22 protein-coding genes and 1 tRNA gene are annotated in these 24824 nt (G+C 64.1%); 3 read left to right on the top strand and 20 right to left on the bottom strand.

Annotated features, from left to right (window positions below; all coding sequences use genetic code 11):
* Positions 1-29: 29 nt before the first annotated feature.
* Both PST29_RS10820 and PST29_RS10815 read left to right on the top strand, forming a co-directional pair.
* The gene (locus PST29_RS10820) at positions 30-797 is read left to right on the top strand and encodes a helix-turn-helix transcriptional regulator (RefSeq protein ID WP_442966399.1); all 768 of its coding nucleotides are present in this window, start codon (positions 30-32) and stop codon (positions 795-797) included.
* Between the two features lie 181 nt (positions 798-978).
* A complete protein-coding gene (locus PST29_RS10815) occupies positions 979-1773 on the top strand; it encodes a helix-turn-helix transcriptional regulator (RefSeq protein ID WP_060843023.1) in 795 nt (264 codons plus the stop codon).
* A gap of 113 nt (positions 1774-1886) precedes the next feature.
* Here the strand turns inward: PST29_RS10815 and PST29_RS10810 are convergent, their stop codons facing one another.
* From PST29_RS10810 to PST29_RS10765, 10 genes are all read right to left on the bottom strand, one after another.
* The gene (locus PST29_RS10810) at positions 1887-4985 is read right to left on the bottom strand and encodes an efflux RND transporter permease subunit (RefSeq protein WP_060843022.1); all 3099 of its coding nucleotides are present in this window, start codon (positions 4983-4985) and stop codon (positions 1887-1889) included.
* The gene (locus tag PST29_RS10805; protein ID WP_060843021.1) at positions 4982-6193 is read right to left on the bottom strand and encodes an efflux RND transporter periplasmic adaptor subunit; all 1212 of its coding nucleotides are present in this window, start codon (positions 6191-6193) and stop codon (positions 4982-4984) included. Before PST29_RS10805 ends, PST29_RS10810 begins: the two co-directional genes overlap by 4 nt.
* Positions 6194-6317: 124 nt before the next feature.
* Entirely contained in the window at positions 6318-6929 is a 612-nt protein-coding gene (locus PST29_RS10800; RefSeq protein WP_060838451.1) for a TetR/AcrR family transcriptional regulator, read from the bottom strand.
* A gap of 502 nt (positions 6930-7431) precedes the next feature.
* Complete coding sequence (gene aepX, locus PST29_RS10795) at positions 7432-8322, bottom strand: phosphoenolpyruvate mutase (RefSeq protein WP_060843020.1); 891 nt, start codon at positions 8320-8322, stop codon at positions 7432-7434.
* A gap of 57 nt (positions 8323-8379) precedes the next feature.
* A complete protein-coding gene (gene fumC / locus PST29_RS10790; protein ID WP_060838449.1) occupies positions 8380-9765 on the bottom strand; it encodes a class II fumarate hydratase in 1386 nt (461 codons plus the stop codon).
* 89 nt (positions 9766-9854) lie between these two features.
* The gene (locus tag PST29_RS10785; protein WP_060838448.1) at positions 9855-10685 is read right to left on the bottom strand and encodes a hypothetical protein; all 831 of its coding nucleotides are present in this window, start codon (positions 10683-10685) and stop codon (positions 9855-9857) included.
* A 119-nt stretch (positions 10686-10804) separates the two neighbouring features.
* Entirely contained in the window at positions 10805-12034 is a 1230-nt protein-coding gene (locus PST29_RS10780) for a pyridoxal phosphate-dependent aminotransferase (RefSeq protein ID WP_060838447.1), read from the bottom strand.
* Positions 12035-12293: 259 nt separating this feature from the next.
* On the bottom strand, positions 12294-13529 hold the full coding sequence (locus PST29_RS10775; protein ID WP_060843019.1) for an MFS transporter: 1236 nt from the start codon (positions 13527-13529) through the stop codon (positions 12294-12296).
* Between the two features lie 101 nt (positions 13530-13630).
* Positions 13631-14455, bottom strand: a complete 825-nt coding sequence (locus PST29_RS10770) for a hypothetical protein (RefSeq protein WP_060838445.1) — start codon at positions 14453-14455, stop codon at positions 13631-13633.
* 2 nt (positions 14456-14457) lie between these two features.
* Positions 14458-15681, bottom strand: coding sequence for an MFS transporter (locus PST29_RS10765; protein ID WP_060843018.1), 1224 nt, complete (start codon positions 15679-15681; stop codon positions 14458-14460).
* A gap of 95 nt (positions 15682-15776) precedes the next feature.
* Here PST29_RS10765 and PST29_RS10760 point away from each other — a divergent pair, with 95 nt between their 5' ends.
* Positions 15777-16694: a LysR family transcriptional regulator gene (locus tag PST29_RS10760; protein ID WP_060838443.1), complete on the top strand. Its 918-nt coding sequence runs from the start codon at positions 15777-15779 to the stop codon at positions 16692-16694.
* Positions 16695-16784: 90 nt separating this feature from the next.
* Here the strand turns inward: PST29_RS10760 and PST29_RS10755 are convergent, their stop codons facing one another.
* The 10 genes from PST29_RS10755 to rpmI form a co-directional block, all read right to left on the bottom strand.
* Positions 16785-17705, bottom strand: coding sequence for a hypothetical protein (locus PST29_RS10755; RefSeq protein ID WP_232513216.1), 921 nt, complete (start codon positions 17703-17705; stop codon positions 16785-16787).
* Between the two features lie 102 nt (positions 17706-17807).
* Positions 17808-18470 (bottom strand): DUF2625 domain-containing protein, encoded by a 663-nt coding sequence (locus PST29_RS10750; RefSeq protein WP_060843016.1) that lies wholly within the window; start codon positions 18468-18470, stop codon positions 17808-17810.
* A gap of 157 nt (positions 18471-18627) precedes the next feature.
* Positions 18628-19161: a hypothetical protein gene (locus PST29_RS10745; RefSeq protein ID WP_148659616.1), complete on the bottom strand. Its 534-nt coding sequence runs from the start codon at positions 19159-19161 to the stop codon at positions 18628-18630.
* 702 nt (positions 19162-19863) lie between these two features.
* Positions 19864-19940 (bottom strand) — tRNA-Pro (locus PST29_RS10740).
* Between the two features lie 88 nt (positions 19941-20028).
* A complete protein-coding gene (locus tag PST29_RS10735) occupies positions 20029-20385 on the bottom strand; it encodes a MerR family transcriptional regulator (RefSeq protein WP_007920509.1) in 357 nt (118 codons plus the stop codon).
* Positions 20366-20668: an integration host factor subunit alpha gene (ihfA, locus tag PST29_RS10730; RefSeq protein ID WP_002553164.1), complete on the bottom strand. Its 303-nt coding sequence runs from the start codon at positions 20666-20668 to the stop codon at positions 20366-20368. The genes PST29_RS10735 and ihfA overlap by 20 nt, the downstream gene beginning before the upstream one ends.
* Positions 20669-20671: 3 nt before the next feature.
* Positions 20672-23050 carry a phenylalanine--tRNA ligase subunit beta gene (gene pheT, locus PST29_RS10725; protein ID WP_060838439.1) on the bottom strand — a complete coding sequence of 793 codons (2379 nt, stop codon included), beginning with the start codon at positions 23048-23050 and terminating at the stop codon, positions 20672-20674.
* A 35-nt stretch (positions 23051-23085) separates the two neighbouring features.
* The gene (pheS, locus tag PST29_RS10720) at positions 23086-24102 is read right to left on the bottom strand and encodes a phenylalanine--tRNA ligase subunit alpha (protein WP_011060419.1); all 1017 of its coding nucleotides are present in this window, start codon (positions 24100-24102) and stop codon (positions 23086-23088) included.
* 110 nt (positions 24103-24212) lie between these two features.
* Positions 24213-24569: a 50S ribosomal protein L20 gene (rplT, locus tag PST29_RS30855; RefSeq protein ID WP_016963673.1), complete on the bottom strand. Its 357-nt coding sequence runs from the start codon at positions 24567-24569 to the stop codon at positions 24213-24215.
* A gap of 30 nt (positions 24570-24599) precedes the next feature.
* The gene (rpmI, locus tag PST29_RS30850; RefSeq protein ID WP_002553160.1) at positions 24600-24794 is read right to left on the bottom strand and encodes a 50S ribosomal protein L35; all 195 of its coding nucleotides are present in this window, start codon (positions 24792-24794) and stop codon (positions 24600-24602) included.
* Positions 24795-24824: the final 30 nt, after the last annotated feature.

Below are 24824 nucleotides of genomic sequence, written 5' to 3'. Positions count from 1 at the left end.
TAACGCTGTCCTGCCACACCTTCACATTCATGGATGAAATGATGAACGCACAAGTATTGTTTCCACGCATCGGCAAGGTCATTGCCAGCACCGGCAGCCGCCATTTTCCACGCATGCTCCACGACCTGATCCTCACCCAACTGCCGGTGGACGCCACCCACATCACTCGACTGCCGGTGGACCCGCACCAGTCGCCCGAGCACAGCGAGCAGCCGCAGCTGCAGAGCCACTACCCGCTGCACAGCGACGCCCACTGCGGCGACGAGCCGCTGTTGCAGGCCGGTTTTCCCGAGCCGGCCGGCACGCCCGAGGCCCGGCAACTGCCGCCGCGCCGCGAGGGTTGCGCCGAGACGGCACAACTGCACCTGACCGGCCGCAAGGATGCCTACCATTACGTGCTCTCGGTGTACCGCAGCAATCAGGCCGAGAGTTTCTCCCCCCAGGAGCGCCTGCTGCTGGAGGACTTCTCGCCCCTGCTGTTGCCAATGGTGGAAAAGCACATCAGCGCCCTGCAGCCCCAGGCCGCCTCCACGGAGCAGGACGGCGCCACCCTCGAAGGCCTTCAAACCCTGCGCCTGCGCTTTAACGAGCGTCTGGCGCAGTCCGGGCTGAGCCTGTCCAACCGTGAGTTGGAAGTCTGTGTCGGGCTGCTGGCCGGGCGCACCGCGCCGCAACTGGCCGAACAGCTCAGGCTCAAGGTCAACACCGTCGAGAGCTACCTGAAACGCGCCGCCATCAAGCTGGGCATCAGTGGCCGCCATTCGCTGCTGCGCTGGATGTACTCGCCCCAGCCCTGAGCCGCGTCCCCAGGCCCTGGCGAGGCCTGTGTGTCCCGGTTTTCCCCTACAGACGCACAGAGCTCGCCCGGGCTTAAATCCAATGCCGGGAACCGCTACAGGTTCAAGGAGCCTCTGCCACGGACCGCCGTGGCAGTCGCGTTTCGAGCAGCGATTCGTCTCGATCAAGGATGATATGGATATGAATCAGACCCGCAGTATCGCCAACATGCCAACCTCGCATTTCTACTTCGAGCTGGGGCAGTTGATCTCCAGCACCGGCCATGCCCGCTTCGCCAAGGACATGCTGCAACTGGTGAACCAGCTGGTGCCGGTGAACCAGTTGCAGCTCAGTGAATGGACCCTCGACGAATGCCAGGCCAGTTCCCTGGAGATCACCCTGCTGGGACGCGCCGGGTTGCAGGATGACCTGCCCCTGCCGGAGCCCCCGCGACGCCATGACCCGCTGCTGCAAAAGATGCTGGAAATGGACGACTCGCTGCTGATTCAAATGAATGCCCAGGGCAGCCCCTCTCGCCCGACCCCGCACCAGTGCCACCTGGTGTCGCGCAAAGCCAGCCGGCGCTGTGTCATCGCCCTCTACCGCGACCCTGCCCAGGGCGGCTTCACCCTCAGCGAACTGTCATTTCTCAAGAGCCTGTCGGCGACCCTGCTGCCGCTGCTGGAACGCCACGCCCAGTTGCATCGGCAACAGGCGCTCAAGCACCTGCGCAACTGGAGCCTGCGACCTCTGGATGCGCGTCGGCAGACGCCGCTGCAACGGGAGTTCGACGAGCGCCTGTCACTGGGAGACATCAACCTCTCAGCCCGGGAGAAAGAGGTCTGCCTGGGGCTGCTGACCGGGGGCACGGTGCCGGAAATGGCCCAGCGCCTGAGCGTCAAGAACAGCTCCGTGGAAACCTACCTCAAGCGCGCCGCCGCCAAGCTCGGGGTCAGCGGCCGCCACGGGCTGGCCAAATGGATGGTGGGCGCCTGAGAGCGGCCCCAGGTCGCAGGTTCCGGGCCAGCAGCCTCCTCCCGCAGGGCACCTCCTCCGTCCTCGGCTGACCGCTGCCGCGCCACCCGGCCAGCGGCTTGCGCAGCCCCGGCTCAGGGCCGTGCCTCGGCGCGGTCCTGCGCGGTGACTGAGGTGAGGCGCGCCAGGCGCGGCGCCAGCCAGCGCTTCAGGTCGTCCATGCAACTGAAGACCACCGGCACCAGCACCAGGCTCAGCAGGGTCGAGGTGATCAGCCCGCCGATCACCGCCACCGCCATGGGGGCGCGGAACCCGGCGTCGGCGCCGCTGCTGAGCAGCGCCGGCACCATGCCCGCGACCATGGCGATGGTGGTCATGATGATCGGCCGGGCGCGCTCGGCCCCCGACTGGATCAGGGCCTGGTGCCGGGGCATGCCAAGGCGACGCTTCTCGAGGGTGAATTCCACCATCAGGATCGAGTTCTTGGTGACGATGCCCATCAGCATCAGCAGGCCGATGACCACCGGCATGTCGATGGCGGCGCCGTACAGCAACAGGCCGCCAATCGCCCCGCCGACGGACAACGGCAGTGCGCTGAGGATGGTCAAGGGCTGCAGGAAATCGCGGAACAGCAGCACCAGCACGGCGAACACCATCATGATGCCCAGGCCCATGACCACGCCGAACTTGTCGAACATTTCATTCATGTATTCGGCATCGCCGTACTCGACACGGCGCACGCCGTCGGGCAACTGCTGCAGCGCCGGCAACTGGCCGATGGCTTCCAGGGCCGTGCCCAGGGTGATCCCGGCCAGATCGGCATCCACCGACACCCGGCGCAACCGGGAGAAGCGCTCGATCCGCGCCGGCCCGCTGCCATAGCCGATATCGGCCACCGCGCTGAGGGGCAACACCGTCCCTCTGTCGGTGCTGACGCCGAGGTTGCTCAGGGCATTCAGGTCGCCCTGCTCGATGGCCGGCAGCAGCACCCGGATCGGCACCTGGCGGTCATGGAAATTGAAGCGCGCCGAACTGGCGTTGATTTCGCCCACGGTGGCGATCCGCGCCACGCTGCCGATGGCCTGGGCACTGACCCCGGCCCGGGCCGCTTCGTCCACCCGCGGCTGGATCAGCAGCTCCGGACGCGGCAGCGGCTCGTTGACCTGGACGTTGGCGATGCCCTGGAGCGCCCGCATGTCGCGTTGCACGGCATGGGCGGCGCGGCTCAACGCCGGCCCGTCGGGCCCCACCAGGATGATCGAGATATCCCGCGCCGCGGTTTCGCCACGAAAGGCGTAGCGCAGGTCGGCAAAGCCGTTGAGCAGCGGCCGCAGGGACTGTTCGAAGGCCTTCTGGCTGAGCTCGCGCTGGTCCGCCGGGAGCAATCGCACCAGCAGTTGGCCGGTGGCCACGTCGGTGGCCCCGGAGGCATCCTCGCCGCCGGCGGTGACGAACACCGAGAGCACCTCGGGCCGCTGGCGAATCTGCCGGGCCATGTCGGCCAGCACCTTGTCGGTCCGCACCAAGGGCGTGCCGGGCGGCAGGGAGACGTCGATGCGCGACAGGCTGAGGTCATTCACCGGCATGAACCCCGAAGGCAACAGCGGCACCAGGGCGAACGAGCCGACCAATAACAGCCCGGCCAGCCCCAGGCTCAGGCGCCGGTGCCGCAGCGCCCACTCCAGCAGCTTCAGGTAGCGCCCCAGCAGGCCGCCGGGCGCCATCGGCCGCGGCTCATGGCCCGCACCCGGGGCCTTGGGCTTGAGCAGATAGGCCGCCATCAACGGCGTGACCAGGCGCGCCACCAGCAGCGAAGCCAGCACCGCCGCCGAGACGGTGATGCCGAACGGGGTGAAGTACTGGCCGATGAAGCCACCGATGAAACTCACCGGCAGGAACACCGCGACCAGGGTGGCGGTGATCGCCACCACGGCAAAGCCGATGGCGTCGCTGGCGTCGATGGCCGCCTGGTAGGGACGCTTGCCCTGGTCCAGATGCCGTTCGATGTTCTCGATCTCGACGATGGCATCGTCCACCAGGATGCCGATCACCAGGGTCAGGGCCAGCAGGGTGATGCTGTTCAGCGAATAGCCGAACCCGGCCATGACGGCGAAGGTCGGCAGGATCGACAGCGGCAGGGCAATGGCCGCCACCAGGGTGGCGCGCCAGCTTCGGAGGAACACCAGGACCACCAGGACGGTCAGCAGCGCGCCTTCGACCAGGGTCATGATCGCCGCGTCGTAACTGGCCAGGGTGTAGTCCACCGAAGAGGAGATCTGGCGGATCTCCAGGTCCGGGCGCTGTTGCTGCAGACGCTGGATGACCGCCTCGACGCCGGCCGCCACCCGGGTGTCGCTGGAACCCTTGGCGCGAAACACCGCGAAGCCCACCACTTCCTCGCCGTCCAGACGCGCCTGGGAACGGGCCTGGCTGGCGCCGTCATGCACCCGGGCCAGCTCCCCCAGGCGCGCCCAGCGCCCCTCGCCCAGGGCAATCGGGGTCTGGCTCAGGGCCTCCACCGTCAGGGCGCTGCCCAGGGTGCGGATCGACTGTTCGCTGTGGCCCAGCCGGGTCCGCCCGCCGGGCACGTTGATATTGCTCTGCACCAGTTGGCCGTTGACCTGCTCGGCGGTGAGGCCCAGGGCTTGCAGGCGCTCGGCCATGAGTTCGACCTTGACCTCGCGCTCGACCCCGCCCAGGCGCTGCACCTTCTGCACCCCGGGCACCGCCAGCAGTTCGCGGCTGAGCTGGTCGTCGACGAACCAGGAAAGCTCCACCAGGCTTCGCGTGGTGCCCTTCACGGCGTAGTTGAGGATGGCCCCGCCCTCGACGTCGATGCGGGTGATCATCGGTTCCTCGATGGTCTGCGGCAGGTCGGCGCGGATCAGCGCGATGGCGTCGCGGATGTCGTTGGCGGCGCGCCCGGGATCGACTCCGAGCTGGAACTCCACGGTGGTCACCGAGATCCCGTCGGCCACCGTGGAGGTGATATGGCGGATGCCGGCCAGGCCGGACACCGCGCGTTCCACCCGCAGGGTCACCGCGTGTTCGAGCTCGGTGGGTGCCGCGCCGACCTGGGACACCAGCACCGTGATCACCGGGAACTCGACCCGCGGGTTGGCGTTGATCGGCAACTGCAGGAAGGACAACCAGCCGCCCACACTGAGCACCAGGAACAGCACCAGGGTCGGAATCGGTCGACGGATCGCCCAGGAGGACAGGCGCAGGCTCATGGTTCCAGCTCCTCGTCTTCAGCCGGCCGGACCCGGTCGCCCTCACGCACGAAGGCCGAGGCCCGGGCCACCACCCGCTCGCCTTCCGCCAGCCCGGACAGCACTTGCACCTGGATGCCGTCACGCCGGCCGACGCGAACCTGCCGCAGACTGGCCTTGCCCTCCGGGTCCAGCACCACCACCGCGGCCTGTTCGTCACTGGTGAACGTCAGGGCGCGCTGCGGCAGCACCAGGCTCGGGCCCTGGGCCGGCAGTTCCAGGCTACTGGTGGCAAAACTGCCGGCGCGCAGCTCGGGGTCGGCCGCCAGGGTAATGCGCACCCGACCGCGACGGCTCGCGGGGTCGACTTTCGTCGCCAGCAGGCGCACCTGGCCTTGCACCGGGGTCGGCAGGCCCGTTACCTGGACCGCCAGCCGGGTGCCGACCTGCAAGGCGCGCAGGGCGCTTTCAGTCACCTCGCCGTCCAGCTCCAGGCGGTTGTCGCGGATCAGCCGGAACAGCGGCTCGGAACCGGCGAGGGCGCCAACCCGGGCATGCCGTTCGGACACCACGCCGGCCACCGGCGCTCGCAGCGTGGCTTTCTGGCGTTGCGTCCGGGCGTCCGCCAGTTGCGCCCGGGCCTGGGCCTGCTCGGCCCGGGCCGCCGCCAGGGCAGCCTGGGTGGCGCGGGCCTGGGCCCGTTGCTGGTCGACTTGCTGGGCGCTGGCGGCACCGATGCCGCCCAGTTGTTCCAGGCGCTGATGGCTGGTCCGGGCCTCGACGCTCAACGCCTGCTGCTGACCAATCAACGCCGTCGCTCGCTCCAGCGCGGCCTCGGCCTGGTGCACCTGAGCATCCAGGTTGTGGGTTTCCAGCTCGGCGAGGACCTGCCCGGCACTGACCCGGTCGCCCTCCTCCACCCGGACCGAGGCCAGGCGCTGATCCTGCAGGGCGGTGCCGACGGCAATCTCTTCCTGGGGCACCAGGGTGCCGCTGATGAAGATGCGCTGCCCGACATTGCCGGTACGGACCTGCACGCTGCTGACTTTCAGCGCGGGCGGTGGTTCCTGGCCGTGGCTTGCCGGCAACTGGGTCTGCGGCAACCACAGGGCCAGCAGCGTGCCCACCAGGGTCAGCAGCGTCACCAGCAACAGCCTGGGGGTATGTTTGGCCAGGCGCCGCAAGCGCTGGCTGCGACATTGCTCGGGAGTGGGATCGATCGAGTTCATGTGTCGGGTACTCAAGGATTCATCGGCGCCCGGAACACGGGCACGCTGCCCCGGAGCCGGCAAGCGGCCCGAGACGCCATGACGCAAGCAGGGCAACGGCCACAGAGCCGTTGCAAGGAGGCAGTCAGCCGGGTTCGGGCTGCTGGGGACGCAGGAAGCGGCGAATGATCAGGCGCAGCATCGGCTGGTGGGCCAGGGCCTGGAAATCCGCCTCCATCACCACCCGGGCGATGGCGCCTTCCGTCAGCGCCAGCAGCCACACCGCGGCCATGTCCGGGTCCAGCTGCGGGTCGATCTGGCCGGCGGCCATGCCGCGCCGGAGTAACGCCGCCAGGTCGGCCTTGACCCGCGCTTCGTTGGCGGCGAACAAGGCCCCCATCTGCGGGTTGCGGGTGGCCTCGGCCGCCACCTCGATACTGATCCGCGCGTGCAGCGGCTCGCTGCAGGCCTGCATCATCGCCAGGGCGATGTGCTCGACGGCGTCCAGGGCGTCCTCGGCTGCGTCCCACTGGGAGAACAGGCGCGTCATGGCCTTGCGGTCTTCCTCGGCGATTGCGGCAATGATCGCCGCCTTGCTCGGAAAGTAATGGAACAGGTTGCCCGGGCTCATGCCGGCGGCCGCGCAGATCTGCGCGGTACGGGTGGCGTGAAAGCCGTTCCGGGCGAAGCAGGTCAGCGCCGCGTCGAGGATCTGCTGGCGCCGGGCTTCCATCTTGTAGGGGTCTACCGTTCTCATTGCCCACCCTGGCGCCACAGGCCTTGCCGGCGCGATTCATAGACTGACTGATCGATCCAGTATTGAGCCGCAGTCCGGTCACTGTCCGAAGCCGTCGAAGCGCTTCGATGCCGGTACATGCCGCGATCACAGGCTAGCGCGAGGGTTTTCCGAGAGCTGTAAATCTGTGTGAAAAATAGTGCAGGACTGCATAAGGCATCCAACCGGGTTCGGCGGGACGCGGGACGGATGCCGGAGCAATGCCTGGAGGGGATAGGAGCCAACCCGGCCAGCCAGGGGCAGTAGGCGGTACAACGAAGGCCGGGCGGGCGGATGCCGCGATGTTGCAGCCCGCCCTGACCAGGCACCGCCATGTTGCGGTTCACTGTGATACCTGGCCGGGCGAACGGGGGCCATTCTAGGCATCGGTCCGAACCGCGTATGTAAGAAAATTCTTATTCCTCAACGGCCTGAATCCCCTGCCCCACCAAGACGAAACAGGCCATTTTCAAGAACGCCGCGATCAACGGGTACCCGGCACCAGATCGAGAATCTCGTCGATGCCCAGGCAACGGGGCTCCACCTCCAGGGTCCTTCCGTGTTCGAGGATGCCCACCGCCACGTCGCGCATGGCCATGTAGGCGCTGCGCAACATGTGGTTGGCGTAGATCACCGCGTTGAAGCCGGCCCCTTCCAGCTCGTCGAAACTCAGGTGGGCATAGCTGGTCGGCACGCAGATCAGCGGCACCCGCGGGCAGTGGCGGCGGAACAGCCTGGCGAACTCGAGGATCTCCAGGCCGTCCTTTTTCCGGCTGTGAATCATGATCCCGTCGGCGCCGGCGGCGACATAGGCCAGGCAGCGTTCGATGGCGTCGTCCATGCCCTTGTCGAGGATCAGGCTTTCACAACGGGCGATGATCAGCAGGTCCTCGTGGCTGCGACTGCTGCAGCCGACGCGGATCTTGTCGCAGAACTCCTCGATGGAGTCCTGAAGCTGGCTCACGGCGTTGCCGAACAGCGAGTTCTTCTTCAGCCCGCACTTGTCCTCGATGACCACCGCCGACACCCCGGCCCGATCGAGCATCTTCACGTGGATCGCGAAATGCTCGGCCTTGCCGCCGGTGTCGCCGTCGAAAATCATCGGCAGCGAACAGACATCGAAGATCTCGCGAATGCCGTGCAAGCGATTGCTCGGCGAGAGGATCTCGATGTCCGGCAGGCCCTTGTGGGTCGAGTCGGTCAGGGAGCTGGACCAGATGGCGTCATAGCTCAGGCTGGGCCCGGCCCCGCGCTCCAGTCGGGATTGTTGGGCCAGCAGCGCCGAGATCGGGCTGTGGGCTTCAAGCACCCGCAGACAGCGCTTGCGGCGCAGCAACTGGCTGAGGTTGGTTCGGCGAATATCAGCGTCCTGCATGGGATTCACGCGCCTCTTGTGGTTGGGGAACTCCGGGTTCGCGGCGGCCGGGCCGCCTCAGGGGTGGGTCATGTCGAGGGCCACCACGTAACGGTCGAAATCCGCGGCCGAGACGTAGCCCAGCTGTTGCGCCACTTCCCGCAGGGACTTGCCCTGATGGTGGGCGGTCTTGGCGATGATGGCCGCCTTGTCGTAGCCGATGTGGCGGTTGAGGGCGGTCACCAGCATCAGGTTCTTCTCGATGTTGGCCTCGATCCGCGCCCGGTTCGGCTCGATGCCCAGCGCGCAGTGGTCGTTGAAGGCACGGCAGGACTCGGCCAGCAAGGTGATGCTTTCCAGCACGTTGTGCACCATCACCGGTTTGTAGACGTTGAGCTGGAAGTTGCCCTGGCTGCCGGCGAAGGCCACGCAGGCGTCGTTGCCGAAGACCTGGGTGCAGACCATGGTCAGCGCCTCGCACTGGGTCGGGTTGACCTTGCCCGGCATGATCGAGGAGCCCGGCTCGTTCTCGGGAATATCGATCTCGCCGATGCCGCAGCGCGGGCCGCTGGCCAGCCAGCGCACATCGTTGGCGATCTTCATCAGGGCCATGGCCAGGGTGCGGATCGCCGCCGAGGTGTTGACCAGCGCGTCGTGGGCCGAGAGCGCGAAGAACTTGTTGCTGCACGACTTGAACGGGTAGCCGGTGAGCTCGGCGATGACCCGTGCGCATTCGTCGCCGAACTGCGGATGGGAGTTGAGCCCGGTGCCCACCGCCGTGCCGCCGATGGCCAGGTCGTAGAGGCCGCCGAGGTTGAGCTGGATGGCGCCCAGGGCGTAGTCGATCTGCTCGACCCAGCCGCCAATCTCCTGGCCGAGGGTGATCGGGGTGGCGTCCTGCAGGTGGGTACGGCCGACCTTGACCACGTCGCGGAACTGCTCGGCCTTGTCGGCCAGGGTGTCGCGCAGGACCGCCACCCCCGGCAGCAGGGTTTCGTGGATCTCGCTGACCACCACCATGTACATGGCCGTGGGAAAGGTGTCGTTGGACGACTGCCCACGGTTGACGTGGTCGTTGGGGTGGATGGGTTTCTTGCTGCCCAGTTCGCCACCGAGCATCTCGATCGCCCGGTTGGCGATCACTTCGTTGGCGTTCATGTTGGACTGGGTGCCGGAGCCGGTCTGGAACACCACCAGCGGGAAATGATCGTCCAGTTGCCCGCTGATGACTTCGTCCGCGGCCTTGACGATCGGCAGGGCGATGGCTTCCGGCAGTTCGCCGAGCGTGAGGTTGGCCAGGGCCGCGGCCTTCTTCAGGATGCCCAGGGAGCGGATCATCGGCGCGCCCCACTGGAAGCGCGAACGGCCGATGGGGAAGTTGTGGATGGAACGCTCGGTCTGGGCGCCCCAGTAGCGGTTGGACGGTACGGCGATGGTCCCCATCGAGTCGGATTCATGACGCATGTTCAAGGTGCTCCAGTGGTAGGCGCAAAGCGCAATCAGGTCGGGGTTGCCGGGCAGGCGCGTCCTGCCCGGCGTGGTGCAGGGGCGCCCTACTCCTTGAGTACGGAGGCCATTTTTTCCAGGTGCGCGCAGGCCCGCACCACGTACTCGTCGGACAGCGCGGCGATGCGCCGGTAGTCGATCTGCTGGCCGGTGGCCTGGGTATAGAGCCGCAGGGCCTCGGTGGCGTGGCGGAAGTGCCGGGCCTCGACGGCGCCGCAGTGAACGCTGAGGAAGCCGGCGATGCGGTTGGCCTCCCCCGCCGGATGCCCGCAGGACTCGCGCAGCCAGTTCTTCCACAGCGGGGTCATGAGGTTGTATTCGCCGGTGTTGAACAGTTCGGTCAGGGCCATCATCTCCAGGGCCTCCACCAGGTTCGGCGCCAGGGGGCGCTTCTGCCCGACCCAGGTGGAGAACTCCTTGGTGATGGGGTTCAGGTACTTGTCCTGCAGGCGCCAGTTGTCCGAGCCGCAGATGGCCGAGGCCATGCGGTGATAGAGCTTGGAGTGATGGGGATGGCCATGCATTTCACCGAGGCCGACGTCCTCGACGATGATCTCGCCACAGTGCCGGGCGGCTGCCAGCAGCTTGAGCTTGTTGTCATCGCCGGGCAGCTCCGCGGACTCCTGCAGCAGCCGCACGATGATGCTCGACACCGCATGGGCGGCGCCGTCGGGGCTGCGCCAGCCGCAGAAAAAGGTGCACAGCGAATCCACGGACCAGCGGCGGGAAGTCATGCGCTGGTAGGTCAGGCAATAACCGTCCAACAGGCCGGGGTTGTTTTCAAAGCCGGTGAGCAGGGCTTCCACCAGATTCCGATCCTCGACATCCACCAGTGCCTGATGCACATAGCCGATGAACGCCTCGCGGGAACTCTCCATGTTTCTCTCCTGTAGTGACTCTTGGGTTCACGGACAACAAGCCAGGCGTCGCCACCCCGGGCCTCTGGACGGGCTCGGGAACCGGAACAACGCGGTGGCAGATGCGGGTGACGGCAGCGCTAATCCATGACGATCGCCGACATGAACTGGGCGAAGCGGCTCAGGCCTTCGATCAGCTCCTGGTACTCGACGGCGTAGGAAATGCGGATGCAGTGAGGGTCGCCACAACCGGAACCGGGGACCACGGCAATGTGCGCCTCGGTCAGCAGCAGGTCGGCGAGGTGGTCGACGTCGCGGATCGGCTGGCCGCGGTAGTAGCCGCCCAGGCGCGACGCGATGTCGATGTACAGGTAGAACGCCCCTTCCGGCGGCGCATAGCGGATGCCTTCCAGGCGATCCAGGTAGGTGCGCGCGGCGTGCAGTTGTCGCTGCAGGAACGGATTGACCTGGTCGGCGAACTGCGTCGAGTCGGCATTCAAGGTATTGAGCGCGGCGTATTGCGACAGGCTGCTGGGGTTGGAGGTGGTGTGGCCCTGGAGGTTGTGCATGGCCGCGATCACTGGCGCCGGGGCGCAGGCGTAGCCGACCCGCCAGCCGGTCACCGCCTGGCTCTTGGAGAAGGAATCGATCAGCACGGTCTGGGCCTTCAGCGCCGGGAACAGCGCCAGGATGTTGTGGTGCTCGTGGGGTTCGCGCACCAGGCCGCGATAGCACTCGTCGAACATCACCCACAGCCCGCGCTCGAAGGCCAGCTGGGCGATCGCCAGCAGTTGCTCCCGTTGATAGACAGTACCGGTGGGGTTGTTCGGGGTGTTGATGACGATCATCCGCGTGCGTTCGCTCAGCGCCCCCTGCACCGCTTCCAGGGTCAGCCGGTAGTCGTCGTCGCGGGTCTGCACCAGCACCGGGGTGGCGCCCGCCAGGCGGATCTGGGTGGGAAAGGTTTCCCAGTACGGGCTGGGCACTATCACCTCGTCACCGGGGTTGAGCAGCACCATGCAGGCGTTGTACAGGGCCTGCTTGGCCCCGGCGGTCACCGCCACTTCATTGGCCGCGAAGGTCACGCCGGTGCGCTGGCTGACCCGCTGGGCGAGCTTCTCCCGCAGCGCCGGCAGGCCGATGGGCGGGGTGTAGCGATTGCGCGCGTTTTCAATGGCTTCGATGGCCCCGGTGCGCATGTCCTGGCAGGCATCGAAGGACAGTTCACCGGCGGCGAAATTGATCACCTTGACCCCGCTTTCCTTCAGGGCGTTGGCTTTGCTGCGCATGCTGGATGTGCCCGGCGCGCTGAGGCCGAGGGCACGGTTGGACAAAGACAAGCGGCTTGCAGTGGCTTCGCTGTTATTCATGTTGTTACCTGCGAAAACGATCTGGAAGCAAGGCGCCCCGGAGTCGGGAAAACACCTTGCACAGCCCACCTGGCCAAGGCCCCCAGCCAGGTCTTCTTACATTCTGATGACAGTCGCAAACACCGGCCAATACCGTTTGCGTCGTGATTGATACTGGAAAAGTAAGAACTATCCGAAGGCGCCGCGAGCCGCGCACAGAATGCATCAGGCCCGGGCAGAACAGCCCCGGGCCTGATGGTTTATGGCTCGACAACGGTCTTCAGGCGGCGCCGGAGACTGACCTCGCGTCGGCGTCCATGCCCCGCTGCACGTACCAGGACAGGGGCAGCGTCAGCAGCAGCGTGGCGGACAGGGCCATCACCGCCAGGGGAATCCCGGTGACGTCACCCAGGCCACCGAACAGCACCGGAGCCAGGGCCCCACCGCCGATGGTGCCGGTGTAGAACAGCGAGAACGCCTGCTCGCGCTTGCCGGCACCGGCCAGGTCCGGCACCGCGCCGTACAGCACCGAGGACGTGCCATTCAGGGCCAGGCCCAGCAGCGGCAACATCAGCATCAGGCCGGCATAGGGCAGGAACACCGCCAGCACGATCAGGCTGGCGGTGGTGAACTCGGTGATCCACACGGTTTTCATCATGCCGATGCGCGCGCCGAGGTAACCGCACAGCAACTTGCCGAAGGCGCCGCCGACGAACAGCAGGGTCAGGGCCAGGCCGATACCGGCGGTGCCGGCGCCCTTGGCCTTGAGCAGGAACGGCAGGAAGGTCAGAAAGCCCATGCGCACCGCGCTGTCCAGGGTGCCGGTGAGGATCAGCGCACGCATCCCGCTGGCCGAGCCCTGGCCCTTGACCGTCTTGGGCGCTTTCTCGCTGATGGCCTTGGTCACGGCCCGGGAGGGAATCAGCCACCACAGCAGCACCGCGGCGGCCAGTCCCAGAAGGCCGATCAGGGTGACGCTGGCGCGCCAGCTGATCAGGGTCAGCAACAGGCCCACCAGGCCCGGGACCAGGGTCTTGCCGATATCCCCGGCGAAGTTGTACTGGGACAGGGCCTCCTTGACCCCGCCGCCGGCTTCATGGGTATCGGTGATCAGCGAGGAGGCCAGCGGGTGCTGGGTACTGGCCCCCAGGCCACCGAGCAGCAGGGCCAGGAGCAGCACGCCCAGGCCTCCGGCCTGCCCCGCCAACAGGTAGGCCAGCCCGGCCAGGGCGGTGCCGCCCACCAGCAGGCGCTCACGCCCCCAGCGCCGCGCGGCGCGACTGGCCAGCAGCTGGAAGCCGGCCATCATTCCGGAATAGACCCCGCGCAGCAGGCCGATCTGGGCATAGCTCATGGCGAACTGCGCCTGCCAGATCGGCAGCAGCACGTAGATCACGTCAGTCAGGCCGTCATGCACCGCATGGGCGCTGCAACCGGCGAACAGGGAGCGACGACGCACGCTGGCATCCGTCATCGGCGCGGCCTCCAGGGAGGCGCTGTGTTTCAGATCATTCATCGTCGGCCAGGTTGCGAGGTGGGAAAGGAAGCGGATCAGTCACAGGATAGGCAAGCCGGAGCCGGCCACAAGCCCCGCTTGCGGGGCCGGGCCGGCGACCCTCAGCGCAGCGCCTGGGCGCAGTCGCGCATCACCCGGGCCTTGCGCTGCAGGTATTCGGCGAAGATGTCCCGTGCGGCCTGCGGGTCGACCTGCACCTGCATGGCCTCGACGAACTCGTTGACCGCCGCCACGGCATGGGCGAAGTGGTTGCTCTCGGTGCCGCCGGTGTGCACGGTGACCCAGGCCACGGTGGTCCGGGCCTTCTCCGCCGGCACGCCCATGTCGCGGACGAACCACTGCTTGTACAGCGGGTGGATGTACTCCACTTCGCCGTGGGTATAGACCTCGTGGACCAGGGTGGTCAGCAAGCCTTGCAGCAGGTCCCGGTCGCGCAGGCGGCGGAAGTCGGTCCAGTCCTTGAACGCCTGCGCCGAAGGCAGGCAGTTTTCCTTGAGCAGCCACTGATCGTCACCGCAGATGGGCGTGGCCATGTTGTAGAACAGGTCCGAGTGCAGGGTGTTGCCCAGCGCGCCCAGGTCCTCGTCGGTGATCCGCTGCAGGCTGCCGCAGGCCCGGTAGAGGCCCTCGGCGGCTTCCGAACCCTGCTCGGAACGGGCCAGTAAGGTGATGCGGTTGGCCAGGCCGGAGACGCTGGTGGCGGAGTTGTTGGTCTTCGACCAGCTGGCGAAGAACTTGCGCAACACCGCAGGCGGGTGGCGGCGCGAGGTGAGTTTCTCGAAAGCATTCTCGATGTCCACCAGAGCGTTTTCCTCGCTCCAGAAGGCTTCGAACAGGGCATGCTTCAAGACACTGGCCGGCATGTCGTTCAACACAGGTTCGACGATCTTCAGCAATTGGCTCTGCCGGGTCAGTACGTTATTCATGGTCACCTCACGTATTCCTTGTTGGATGATGAATCAAGCGGGTTGAGCGGCCGCATGGCGGCCGGCGTTTCGGGTTTGAGGGGCTTCCAGCCGCCCCAGGCGATCAACAGCGACAGCAACTGGAAGACCACGATCAACGCCACGCAGCCCGGCCAGCCCCAGTGACTCCAGAGCAAGGCCGGGATTACGGCGCCGAAACTGCCTCCCAGGTAATAGAACGTCAGGTACAGCCCCACCGCGCCGGCCTTGTTGTGGCCGGCGGTGGCGGTGGTAAAGGAGTTGGCCGCGGCCTGGGCCAGGAACACCCCGGTGGAGCTCAGGGCCAGGCCCAGCACGATCAGCCATAGCGAGGGCAGCAGGGTCAGGGCCGAACCACAGACCCCGAGCAGGGCCGCGGCGACCAGCAGCTCGGCCTGGGGCCGGGACCGGCTCAGGCGGCCGGCAATCGGGATCACCACCAGCGCCAGGAGGAATACGCTGTAGATCGCCCCCAGGGCGGCGGCCCCCAGGTCGAACGGCGGCAGGCTGAGGTAAAGCCCGGCGTAGGTGAAGGTGGCGACTTGCGAGAACAGCACGCAAAAGCCCACGCCGTAAGCCGCCAGCAACGGCCGGCTGCACAGTTCGCGCAGGGCGCCCAGGCGGCTCGGCCGGCTTCTGGCAACCGGCGACGGGTTGGCCGGCAGCAGGTAGTGAATGGCCACGCCGATCAGCAGGCTCAGACCCGCCAGCAGGGCGAAGGCCTCGCGCCAGCCGACGTATTCGGTCATGAAGCCGGTGACGAAACGTCCGGCGAACCCGCCCAGCACGGTGCCGGCCACATACAGGCTGGTGACTTCGGTGACGGTGCCGCCACTCCAGCGATCACCGATGTAGGCCACGCTGGTGGCGAACACAACCGGGATCAGCATGCCTTCGATGAAGCGCCAGACCAGCAACTGGGCAAAGCTGCCGGCACAGGCCGCGAGCAGCGCCGGCAGCGCCAGCAACAGGGACGCCAGGACAATCACCGAGCGCTGCTGGAACCGGCCGGTGAACCGACTGACGAAGGGCGCGGTGATGGCCACCGCCAGAGTGGTCACGGTAATGCTCCAGCCGGCCTCCCTGATGCTCACCGCAAAGCTCTGGGAGAACTCCTGGAGAATCCCCTGGGTGGCATACAGGTTGAGAAAAGCCGCACAGCCACACAAAAACAGGGCAATGCGAGCACAATGCTGGCGCGAGTTCATGAAACCTCTCGTTTTCTGACGAAAGGCCTTTATAAAATACGCCGCCGATCCAAGACCAATACCGATTTACGACCGATCAATACCCAGGGAACCGGATGCTCGATCTACGCAGATTGCGTTACTTTTTGACCGTCGCCGAAGAGCTGCACTTTGGCCGCGCCGCCCTGCGCCTGCACCTTGCGCAACCACCGCTGACGCGGCAGATTTCGGCACTGGAAGCCGAGCTCGGGTTTCGCCTGTTCGATCGCACCAGCCGCACCGTCAGCCTCACCGCCCAGGGCCGGCACTTCCTGCCTTATGCCCGGGCGGTGCTGGAGCAGGTGGACCTGACCCAGGTCATGGCCGGCAAGCTGGCCAAGGGTTGCGCCGGACAACTGGCCCTGGGCTACGCCAGCTCCATCGCCCTGTCGGACCTGTTCAGCCAGGCGATCCAGGCCTTCGCCCAGCGTTTTCCCGACGTGCAACTGACCCTAGTCGAAGGCGCCTCGGTCAGCCAGTGGTCGCAGATTGTCGACGGCCGGATCGATATCGGCATGGGCCGGATGCGGCCGCCCTGCGAACAGAGCGAAATCCAGGCCCTGTCCCTGGGAGACGAACCCCTGGTGGCGGCCATCTCCAGCGACAGCCCCCTGGCCGCCCAGGATCAGGTGACCCTGGCCGAGCTCAGCGAGCATCCATTGATTCTGTTTCCCGCCGACTACGGCTCGGGGCTCAACGAAGCGATCGAACAACTCTACCGGCGCAACAGCCTGCCTCTGCGCCCCGGCCCCAGCGGTCGGCAGATCACCTCGATCATCGCCCTGGTGGCGGCCGGCCAGGGCATTGCCCTGGTGCCGCGCTGCACCCAGACCCTGGCCAAAAAGGGCGTGACCTACCGCCCGCTGACGGACCCCGGCGCCACCGCGCAACTGTTGGTACTGACCCGCAGGCAGGGGCGCAGCCAACTGGTGGAAGCCTTCATGGGGGTGCTCGACGAATTGCTGCAGGCGCAGCCGGAGACGGCCGGGCGCTAGTCCGGGCGCGCCGGGCCCGGGGCGGCCCCGAACCCCATCGGCCGCATGACTGGCGCTCGGCGCCGGCCAGCGCGCCGCTATCCGCCCCCGCTAGCGGCAGACCACCCGGGCCTCTGCCCTCCCCTGGGCAATCATCAGGTCGTTGCCGTTGGCGTCGTTGCCGACAAACTCATTGCTCTGGGCATACACCTGCCGATAGGCCTGGCCGTCGTAACGGTAGTAACTCAGGTATTGCTCCCCGGCACTGACCCGGGCCTGGGTCATCAGGTCCGGCAGGCCGTTGCAGGTGGTTGTCAGCACCGCCACCGGGCCGTCTTCGACCGCCAGCAGCGGCTCGGGAGGCGTCTTGCGCGCCAGGAACAGCCATTGATCCGAATTGACCTGATTGCCGCTCAGGCCACAGCTGACCAGCAGCATCGGGCCCTGGGGGCCGCGGCACGTCTGGGCATTGACCTCGCTCTCGGCACAGGTCGCGCTGATGGCCCTGGCGGCGTCGGCCCCCAGCAGCGCCAGTGCCTTGCTGGCGGGCGTCTCCCGCGGGTCGGCGCTGCACAGCCCCTTGCCGCTGGGCCATTGCCGCCGGGCACCGAGGTACAGCGGCGCCAGAACGGCAATCACCCGATCCAGCTCCCGCGCCAGGCACTGCGTATCCCGGCAGCGACCGATGGCCCGCTGCTGCCGGGCGATCTGCTCGTCGAGCTGCCACGGGGTGTAGACCACCGCGAGAGTGGCGTGCTGAAGAAACCGTGCCTTGAACAGCTTCTCCACCAGGGCCCCATCCTCACAGGTGCCCGCCGGCAGGGCCTGGCGCGCTTCCACGGCGCTGCGCTGCGCGGTCTCGTCGTCCGCGAACCCCAGCGCGTCGATATCCGCACAAGGCTTGAGCAACAACTGCGAGGAGAGGTAACCGCCAGTGGCTTGCTCACTGTGCGGTATCAGCCGCTTGCCGTCGGCCCAGGCCGGTGCGGCCAGCGCCAGCGCACAGGCCAACAACATCATGTTGCGTTTCATTGCGGCATTACCGTCCATTGATTTGACAAGCGCCTTGGCGCGGCTTGAACCGGCCCCGCGGCCGGGTGCCCGATGCAGCGGCGAGTGGCGGCTAGAGGCGCGTCAGCCGGGCAGCGAAGCGCCACCATCGAGTGTGCGAGCCAGGTCCAGGTGCGTGGCGAAGCATTCGCCGACATCGATCATCGCGCGGTGGCTGTGCTGGACCGAACCCTCCCGAGTCCAGAGAAACGGGTAGAAGGAAAAGCACTGATCGGCACTCAATGCCTGCACCTCAGCCTGCCAGCCATCCCAACGCAGGTCCTGGTAGAAAACGGCCAACTGGTCGCTCAGGGCCCAGGCGAGAAAGTCGCTGTAGCCCACCTCCAACGGCTCCCATTGCAGCGTATCGGGCGCCCAGTAGTACATCGCCCCCACATCAGCGCCCAGGCCGCCACCGTTGATGGCAAAGAACCCTCCTACGGCGTCATCAGCCACCAGCAAGGCCCCCTGTACGCGACCCTCATTCCAATCGGCAAGATTGCGCGACAAGTGCCCATGCCCCGAACCCAGCACCCGCAGCCAGCCGTGATCGATCAACAGCCCGCCGGTTTCGTAGGCCATCGCTCCCAAGGTTGATCGAGTCGTGACTTGCAGCGCAGACAGCACCCTGGCGTTTGCGCTGGATGGGGGCAGTAGCTGATGGTCCAGACGGGTTTCTTCCAGCATCGTCTTGATCAAAGGCAACGCAGAATCGCCGCTGTTTATCAGATCTTCCAAGCTTCTCATCGACCGTTCCCTGGAAAAAGGAACGGATTATATCCACCTGGATGCTAGTGCGGAGCGGGTCATTGCGCTGGGTTGTCGACGCGGCGCCAGCGCCTGGTGCCGATCTGCCCGCTCTCCTCGGCGGGCAGCCGTGCAAAGCATTTTTTGAAACCTTTCATCACTGCCCGGAATTGCCTGAAACTGCTTCAGGCGCTTGTTCAACTGCCTTTGGCGGTTTTGCGCCAACTGCCTCCGGCGCTTTTGGAGACTGCACAGGCACTTGCTCCTGCAAGACCCTGGCGCTCTTGCGCTGCTCCTGGGCTTCAATCCAGTAAGGCAGCGTCACCATCATCACCTTGATGGCCTCAAGCCCAGCCATCCCGCCCGCCAAGTGGACGGGTTGCTTGTCGACATCTTTCATCGCCAGTTTTTGCTGCTGGCGCTCTTGCGCCCTCACCTGCCGCAGATTCTCCCGGTAGTCCTTGTAGTCAAGCGAGTAAGGCAACGTCGCAAGTAGAAGGTTTGCAGAAGGCCAACCCGCAATCACAAGCATCAAGAGGCAGGCGACGAACATAGGCATACGACCACGAAAACGCAGGATCAACATTGAGATCGACATGAAACACAAGGTATAGAGCTGGAACGGAACGAGAAGAATGGCCAGGGATTCGCAACTTTCCCAATGGCACAAGACCCACAACGTCATTAACACCGATCACTCTCCATCATCTGAACACCACGTAAATCCAGAGACTGCCGGGCGGGCTGTTCCACCCAGCAGCAAGCATCAGTACGCCTTTCAAAGGGCAGGTACTGGATTCTGAACGTTGTGCATAAACGGCCGATCATTCCTTTTGATCTCCTTGCAATGGGCCGCGGATCTTAGCGCATCTGCAAAGCAGGCATCGGGCAGCTTGCAGCGCAAGACGCTTGTGAAGGCTGCACAGAGATGACACTCAACGTCAGAACTCCTTTAGCAGCTTGCCCTGGCGTCTACCACGCGGCGCGCCCGGTCGCACCGCCGCGGTTGCCCACGATCCCAATGCAGCGCAAATCTGCCCGCCGAAAGCCAAAACAGGCACAACCACAAGATCCGTGGACCCAGGTTGAACACTCAAAGGGGCCAGGAAGGCTTCTGATGGAATGATGAAGAGACGCGGGGATGACATGGACCCAGGGCGCAATCGTTGCACCTGTAGCCAAAGACCGGAAAGGATGATCAGAAAAGCGCGCGGATGCGCGATGGAGAAGGTAACGAGAAACGGCCGGAGGTCATCAGCCTGAAATCTTCGGCCCGGAGGCAGTTCCAGACCTGAACATCAGAGAAATCATCTGATCGCCTTGCGCGGATTTTGCGCATACCCAAACGAAAAAAGAGATCAAGCCGCTACGTGCTTGATCTCTCTTTGAAATATGGTCGGGACGGAGTGATTCGAACACTCGACCCCTAGCACCCCATGCTAGTGCGCTACCGGACTGCGCTACGCCCCGACTAGGCGTGAAACCTGTTTCACTTCTCATGAAACGTTGAGGAATATACCGCAAGCTTTTGAAAAGTGGAAGTATTTAAAACAGAGAATTACTTCTTAAGCACCACAAGCACGTCTTCCAATTCGGAAATCATCTGACGGATCAGTTGCTTGTACTGGGTGGTGTCGTCTTTGGCCTCATCACCGGATAGGCGCAAGCGCGCACCACCGATGGTGAATCCCTGATCGTAGAGCAGCGCGCGGATCTGCCGGATCATCAGCACATCCTGACGCTGATAATACCGGCGATTTCCGCGGCGCTTGACAGGGTTGAGTTGAGGAAACTCCTGCTCCCAATAACGCAGCACATGCGGTTTGACCGCACAGAGCTCGCTGACTTCACCGATGGTGAAGTAGCGTTTACCCGGGATCACCGGGAGCTCGTCGTTATGACTTGGTTCCAGCATATGCCTCAACTCGGGCCTTCAACTTCTGCCCTGGACGAAAGGTGACCACACGGCGAGCCGTGATCGGGATTTCTTCACCCGTTTTCGGGTTGCGGCCAGGACGCTGGCGTTTATCCCGAAGGTCGAAGTTACCGAAACCGGACAATTTGACCTGTTCGTTATCTTCGAGAGCATGCCTGATTTCTTCAAAGAACAGCTCGACCAATTCCTTGGCCTCGCGTTTATTCAGGCCTAGCTCTTCGTAGAGACGTTCGGCCATTTCAGCTTTCGTCAGAGCCCCCATACGTCACTTCCTTAACGTGGCGTTCAACCTTTGTTCGAGCGAGGTGAGGATATTTTGCGTCGTGGAGTTCACCTCATCGTCATTAAGAGTGCGCGATGGATGCTGCCAGGTCAAGCCGACGGCAAGGCTTTTTCTATGCGGATCAATGCCTTTACCCTGGTACACGTCAAATAGCCTGAGGTCTGTCAGCCATTCACCTGCATTTTCACGGATTACGTCCAGAACGGCGCTCGCCGCAACATCACGATCTGCCAGCAACGCCAGATCTCGACGCACTTCTGGGAAACGGGACAACTCGTGGAACTTCGGCAAACGCCCCTGAGCCACTTCGCTCAGAACCAGCTCAAACACATAAACCGGACGATCAAGGCCGAGGGTCTTTGCCAACTCTGGGTGAATCGCCCCCAAATAGCCGATCTCGCGACCATCGCGCTCGATACGCGCAGTCTGGCCAGGATGCAGCGCTGGATGCTTGCCCGGAACGAAAGTGAATGTATCCAGAGCCCCTGCAATCCCCAACACGGCCTCAACGTCCGCCTTGACGTCAAAGAAGTCCACGACATCGCGGCCTTGTGCCCAGCCTTCAGGCAAGCGACTGCCACAAACGACGCCCGCAAGCATTGGCTGCTGCTTCAACCCCTCCAACTGGCCAACGAAACGCAAGCCGCTTTCAAACAAGCGGACACGATCCTGTTGACGGTTCAAGTTGTGCTGAAGTGCCTTGACGAGCCCAGGCCACAAGGAAGAACGCATGGCCGCCATGTCGGCCGAAATCGGGTTCGCCAGCAGTAGCGGTTCGACACCCGGATTGAACAGTTCAAAGAGTTTTGGATCGATGAAGCTGTAAGTGATCGCTTCCTGGTAGCCACGAGCAACCAACAAACGCCGCAATGCGGGCAGATCACCTTGCGCTTCCGCCTTGGCCTGCGGAGCCAGACGAGCCTGCGGATAGCGAACCGGCAGACGGTTGTAACCATAGAGACGCGCCAACTCTTCGATCAAGTCGACTTCAAGACTGATATCGAAACGATGGCTCGGCACTTCAACACGCCATTGCCCTGCTCCATCGGCCGTCACTGCCAGGCCAAGCCCGGTGAGCAGACGCTCAACCTCAGAACCATCCATCGCCATGCCCAACATCTGGGTAATGCGTTCAGCGCGCAAGGTCACAGGCGCTACAGACGGCAAGTGCTGCTCACTGACTGTTTCAATGATCGGGCCGGCGTCACCGCCAGTGATCTCCAGCAGCAGACCGGTCGCACGCTCCATAGCTTCGCGAGCCAGCTGCCAATCCACACCGCGCTCATAGCGATGGGATGCATCAGTGTGCAGACCATAGGAACGAGCCTTCCCGGCAACTGCGATCTGATCGAAGAACGCGCTTTCCAGGAATACATCACGCGTGTTGGCGGTGACGCCACTGTGCTCACCCCCCATCACACCGGCGATTGCCAGGGCGCGGGTATGGTCAGCGATCACCAGGGTATCGCTACGCAGTGTCACTTCCTGGCCATCGAGAAGTACCAGCTTCTCGCCCTCTTCTGCCATGCGCACGCGAATGCCACCATTGATCTCAGCGAGATCAAAAGCATGCAACGGCTGACCCAGCTCAAGCATCACATAGTTGGTGATGTCCACCGCAGCATCGATGCTGCGTACATCGGCGCGACGCAGGCGCTCAACCATCCACAGTGGGGTCGGCTTGGAAAGATCGACGTTACGGATGACCCGGCCCAAGTAGCGTGGACAGGCGGCCGGAGCCAGGACTTCCACAGGGCGAACTTCCTCATGGGCGGCAGCCACTGCTTTCACTTCAGGGCGCTGGACTTTCGCCGCGTACAGCGCGCCGACCTCACGGGCCAAGCCGGCCAGGGACAGGCAGTCACCGCGGTTTGGCGTCAGATCAACCTCGATACTGGCATCGTCAAGATTCAGGTAGGCACGAATGTCTTCCCCCACCGGTGCATCAGCCGGCAACTCCATCAGACCGTCATTGCCTTCGCCGATCTGCAGTTCTGCCTGCGAACACAACATGCCGTTGGACTCAACGCCACGCAGCTTGGCTTTCTTGATCTTGAAGTCGCCCGGCAGCTCGGCGCCAATCATCGCAAATGGGATCTTCAGCCCTGGACGCACGTTGGGTGCGCCGCAGACCACCTGGAAGGTTTCCGCGCCATTGCTGACCTGGCATACACGCAGCTTGTCGGCATCCGGGTGCTGCTCGGTGCTCAACACCTCACCCACTACTACCCCACTGAAATCTCCGGCGGCTGGCGTTACGCTGTCAACCTCAAGACCGGCCATCGACAGACGAGCAACCAACTCGTCGCGACTTACTTGCGGGCTAACCCAGCCACGCAACCATTGTTCACTGAATTTCATCCTGCTCTCCTAATAGATTCGTTACGGACGCGCGACTAGCGAAATTGCGCAAGGAACCGCAAGTCGTTGTCGAAGAACAGGCGCAAGTCATTGACACCGTAACGCAGCATGGCCAGACGCTCGGCGCCCATGCCGAAGGCAAAGCCCTGGAACTCTTCCGGGTCGATCCCGGACATACGCAGCACGTTCGGGTGAACCATGCCGCAACCCATCACCTCCAGCCAGCCAGTCTGCTTGCAGACACGGCAGCCTTTACCGCTGCACATCACGCATTCCATATCAACTTCAGCGGAAGGCTCGGTGAACGGGAAGTAGGAAGGACGGAAACGTACGGCCAGTTCTTTTTCAAAGAACACCCGCAAGAACTCTTCAATGGTGCCTTTCAGGTCGGCGAAGTTGATATCGCGGTCGACCAGCAGGCCTTCGACCTGGTGGAACATTGGTGAGTGGGTGATATCGGAGTCGCTACGATACACACGGCCCGGGCAGACGATGCGAATCGGCGGCTGCTGCGATTCCATGGTGCGGACCTGTACCGGCGAGGTGTGGGTGCGCAACAACATGTTCGCATTGAAATAGAAGGTGTCATGCATCGACCGGGCCGGGTGATGGCCTGGGATGTTGAGCGCCTCAAAGTTGTGATAGTCGTCTTCGACCTCAGGACCTTCGGCAATGCCATAGCCGATATGGGTGAAGAACTGTTCGATACGTTCCAGGGTCCGTGTAATCGGGTGCAGACCACCGGAGGTCTGGCCACGGCCCGGCAGGGTTACGTCAATGCATTCGGCGGCAAGCTTGGCGCTGAGTTCCGCCTCCTCGAAAGCGGCTTTGCGCGCATTGAGAACCTCTGTCACACGCTCCTTGGCCACGTTGATCAGCGCACCGACTTGCGGGCGCTCTTCGGCAGGGAGATTGCCCAGGGTCTTCATCACCTGAGTCAGCTCGCCCTTCTTGCCAAGGAAGTGAACCCGGATCTGCTCCAGGGCATTGATGTCTTCAGCGTGTTGCACGGCCTCAAGTGCTTGAGAAACCAGCGCATCCAGGTTTTCCATGTACAGACTCCAGATACAAAATAGGGGAAGAGCTTGAAGGCTCTTCCCCTATTTATGACGTTTAACACCAGAGCCCACGATAGGTGAGCCCGGATGACTGTCGGGGGTACTTAAGCCAAGGTGGCTTTAGCTTTCTCGACAATCGCAGCAAACGCCGCTTTTTCGTTCACTGCCAGATCAGCCAGAACCTTACGGTCGATCTCGATGGACGCCTTTTTCAGGCCAGCGATCAAACGGCTGTAAGACAGACCGTTGGTACGAGCACCAGCGTTGATACGAGCGATCCACAGAGCGCGGAACTGACGTTTTTTCTGACGACGGTCACGGTAGGCGTATTGGCCTGCCTTGATTACCGCTTGCTTGGCAACACGGAATACGCGCGAGCGAGCGCCGTAGTAGCCTTTAGCAAGTTTCAGAATTTTTTTGTGACGTTTACGGGCAATGACGCCACGCTTTACACGAGCCATGAGTTACTTCCTCTATTCTTGATCCAAAAATTAACGAAGGCGCAGCATGCGCTCGACTTTTGCCACGTCAGACGGATGCAGCAAGCTGCTACCGCGCAGTTGACGCTTACGCTTGGTCGACATTTTGGTCAGGATGTGGCTCTTGAAAGCGTGCTTGTGCTTGATACCGTTAGCAGTTTTCAGAAACCGCTTAGCAGCACCACTTTTGGTTTTCATCTTTGGCATGTTCGGATACTCCGCATTCAGTTGATAAAC

Origin of the sequence: Pseudomonas sp. St29, from assembly GCF_001547915.1 — a bacterium.
Taxonomy (GTDB): Bacteria; Pseudomonadota; Gammaproteobacteria; order Pseudomonadales; family Pseudomonadaceae; genus Aquipseudomonas.
The sequence above is the reverse complement of the archived record's forward strand: the minus strand, read 5'-3'. Positions and strand labels throughout refer to the sequence as shown.

Bases quoted from the DNA above. Each gene is read 5' to 3' on its own strand.
- PST29_RS10820 (WP_442966399.1), top strand. From the start codon at position 30: ATGGATGAAATGATGAACGCACAAGTATTGTTTCCACGCATCGGCAAG.
- PST29_RS10815 (WP_060843023.1), top strand. From the start codon at position 979: ATGAATCAGACCCGCAGTATCGCCAACATGCCAACCTCGCATTTCTAC.
- PST29_RS10810 (WP_060843022.1), bottom strand. From the start codon at position 4,985: ATGAGCCTGCGCCTGTCCTCCTGGGCGATCCGTCGACCGATTCCGACC.
- PST29_RS10805 (WP_060843021.1), bottom strand. From the start codon at position 6,193: ATGAACTCGATCGATCCCACTCCCGAGCAATGTCGCAGCCAGCGCTTG.
- PST29_RS10800 (WP_060838451.1), bottom strand. From the start codon at position 6,929: ATGAGAACGGTAGACCCCTACAAGATGGAAGCCCGGCGCCAGCAGATC.
- aepX (WP_060843020.1), bottom strand. From the start codon at position 8,322: ATGCAGGACGCTGATATTCGCCGAACCAACCTCAGCCAGTTGCTGCGC.
- fumC (WP_060838449.1), bottom strand. From the start codon at position 9,765: ATGCGTCATGAATCCGACTCGATGGGGACCATCGCCGTACCGTCCAAC.
- PST29_RS10785 (WP_060838448.1), bottom strand. From the start codon at position 10,685: ATGGAGAGTTCCCGCGAGGCGTTCATCGGCTATGTGCATCAGGCACTG.
- PST29_RS10780 (WP_060838447.1), bottom strand. From the start codon at position 12,034: ATGAATAACAGCGAAGCCACTGCAAGCCGCTTGTCTTTGTCCAACCGT.
- PST29_RS10775 (WP_060843019.1), bottom strand. From the start codon at position 13,529: ATGAATGATCTGAAACACAGCGCCTCCCTGGAGGCCGCGCCGATGACG.
- PST29_RS10770 (WP_060838445.1), bottom strand. From the start codon at position 14,455: ATGAATAACGTACTGACCCGGCAGAGCCAATTGCTGAAGATCGTCGAA.
- PST29_RS10765 (WP_060843018.1), bottom strand. From the start codon at position 15,681: ATGAACTCGCGCCAGCATTGTGCTCGCATTGCCCTGTTTTTGTGTGGC.
- PST29_RS10760 (WP_060838443.1), top strand. From the start codon at position 15,777: ATGCTCGATCTACGCAGATTGCGTTACTTTTTGACCGTCGCCGAAGAG.
- PST29_RS10755 (WP_232513216.1), bottom strand. From the start codon at position 17,705: ATGAAACGCAACATGATGTTGTTGGCCTGTGCGCTGGCGCTGGCCGCA.
- PST29_RS10750 (WP_060843016.1), bottom strand. From the start codon at position 18,470: ATGAGAAGCTTGGAAGATCTGATAAACAGCGGCGATTCTGCGTTGCCT.
- PST29_RS10735 (WP_007920509.1), bottom strand. From the start codon at position 20,385: ATGCTGGAACCAAGTCATAACGACGAGCTCCCGGTGATCCCGGGTAAA.
- ihfA (WP_002553164.1), bottom strand. From the start codon at position 20,668: ATGGGGGCTCTGACGAAAGCTGAAATGGCCGAACGTCTCTACGAAGAG.
- pheT (WP_060838439.1), bottom strand. From the start codon at position 23,050: ATGAAATTCAGTGAACAATGGTTGCGTGGCTGGGTTAGCCCGCAAGTA.
- pheS (WP_011060419.1), bottom strand. From the start codon at position 24,102: ATGGAAAACCTGGATGCGCTGGTTTCTCAAGCACTTGAGGCCGTGCAA.
- rplT (WP_016963673.1), bottom strand. From the start codon at position 24,569: ATGGCTCGTGTAAAGCGTGGCGTCATTGCCCGTAAACGTCACAAAAAA.
- rpmI (WP_002553160.1), bottom strand. From the start codon at position 24,794: ATGCCAAAGATGAAAACCAAAAGTGGTGCTGCTAAGCGGTTTCTGAAA.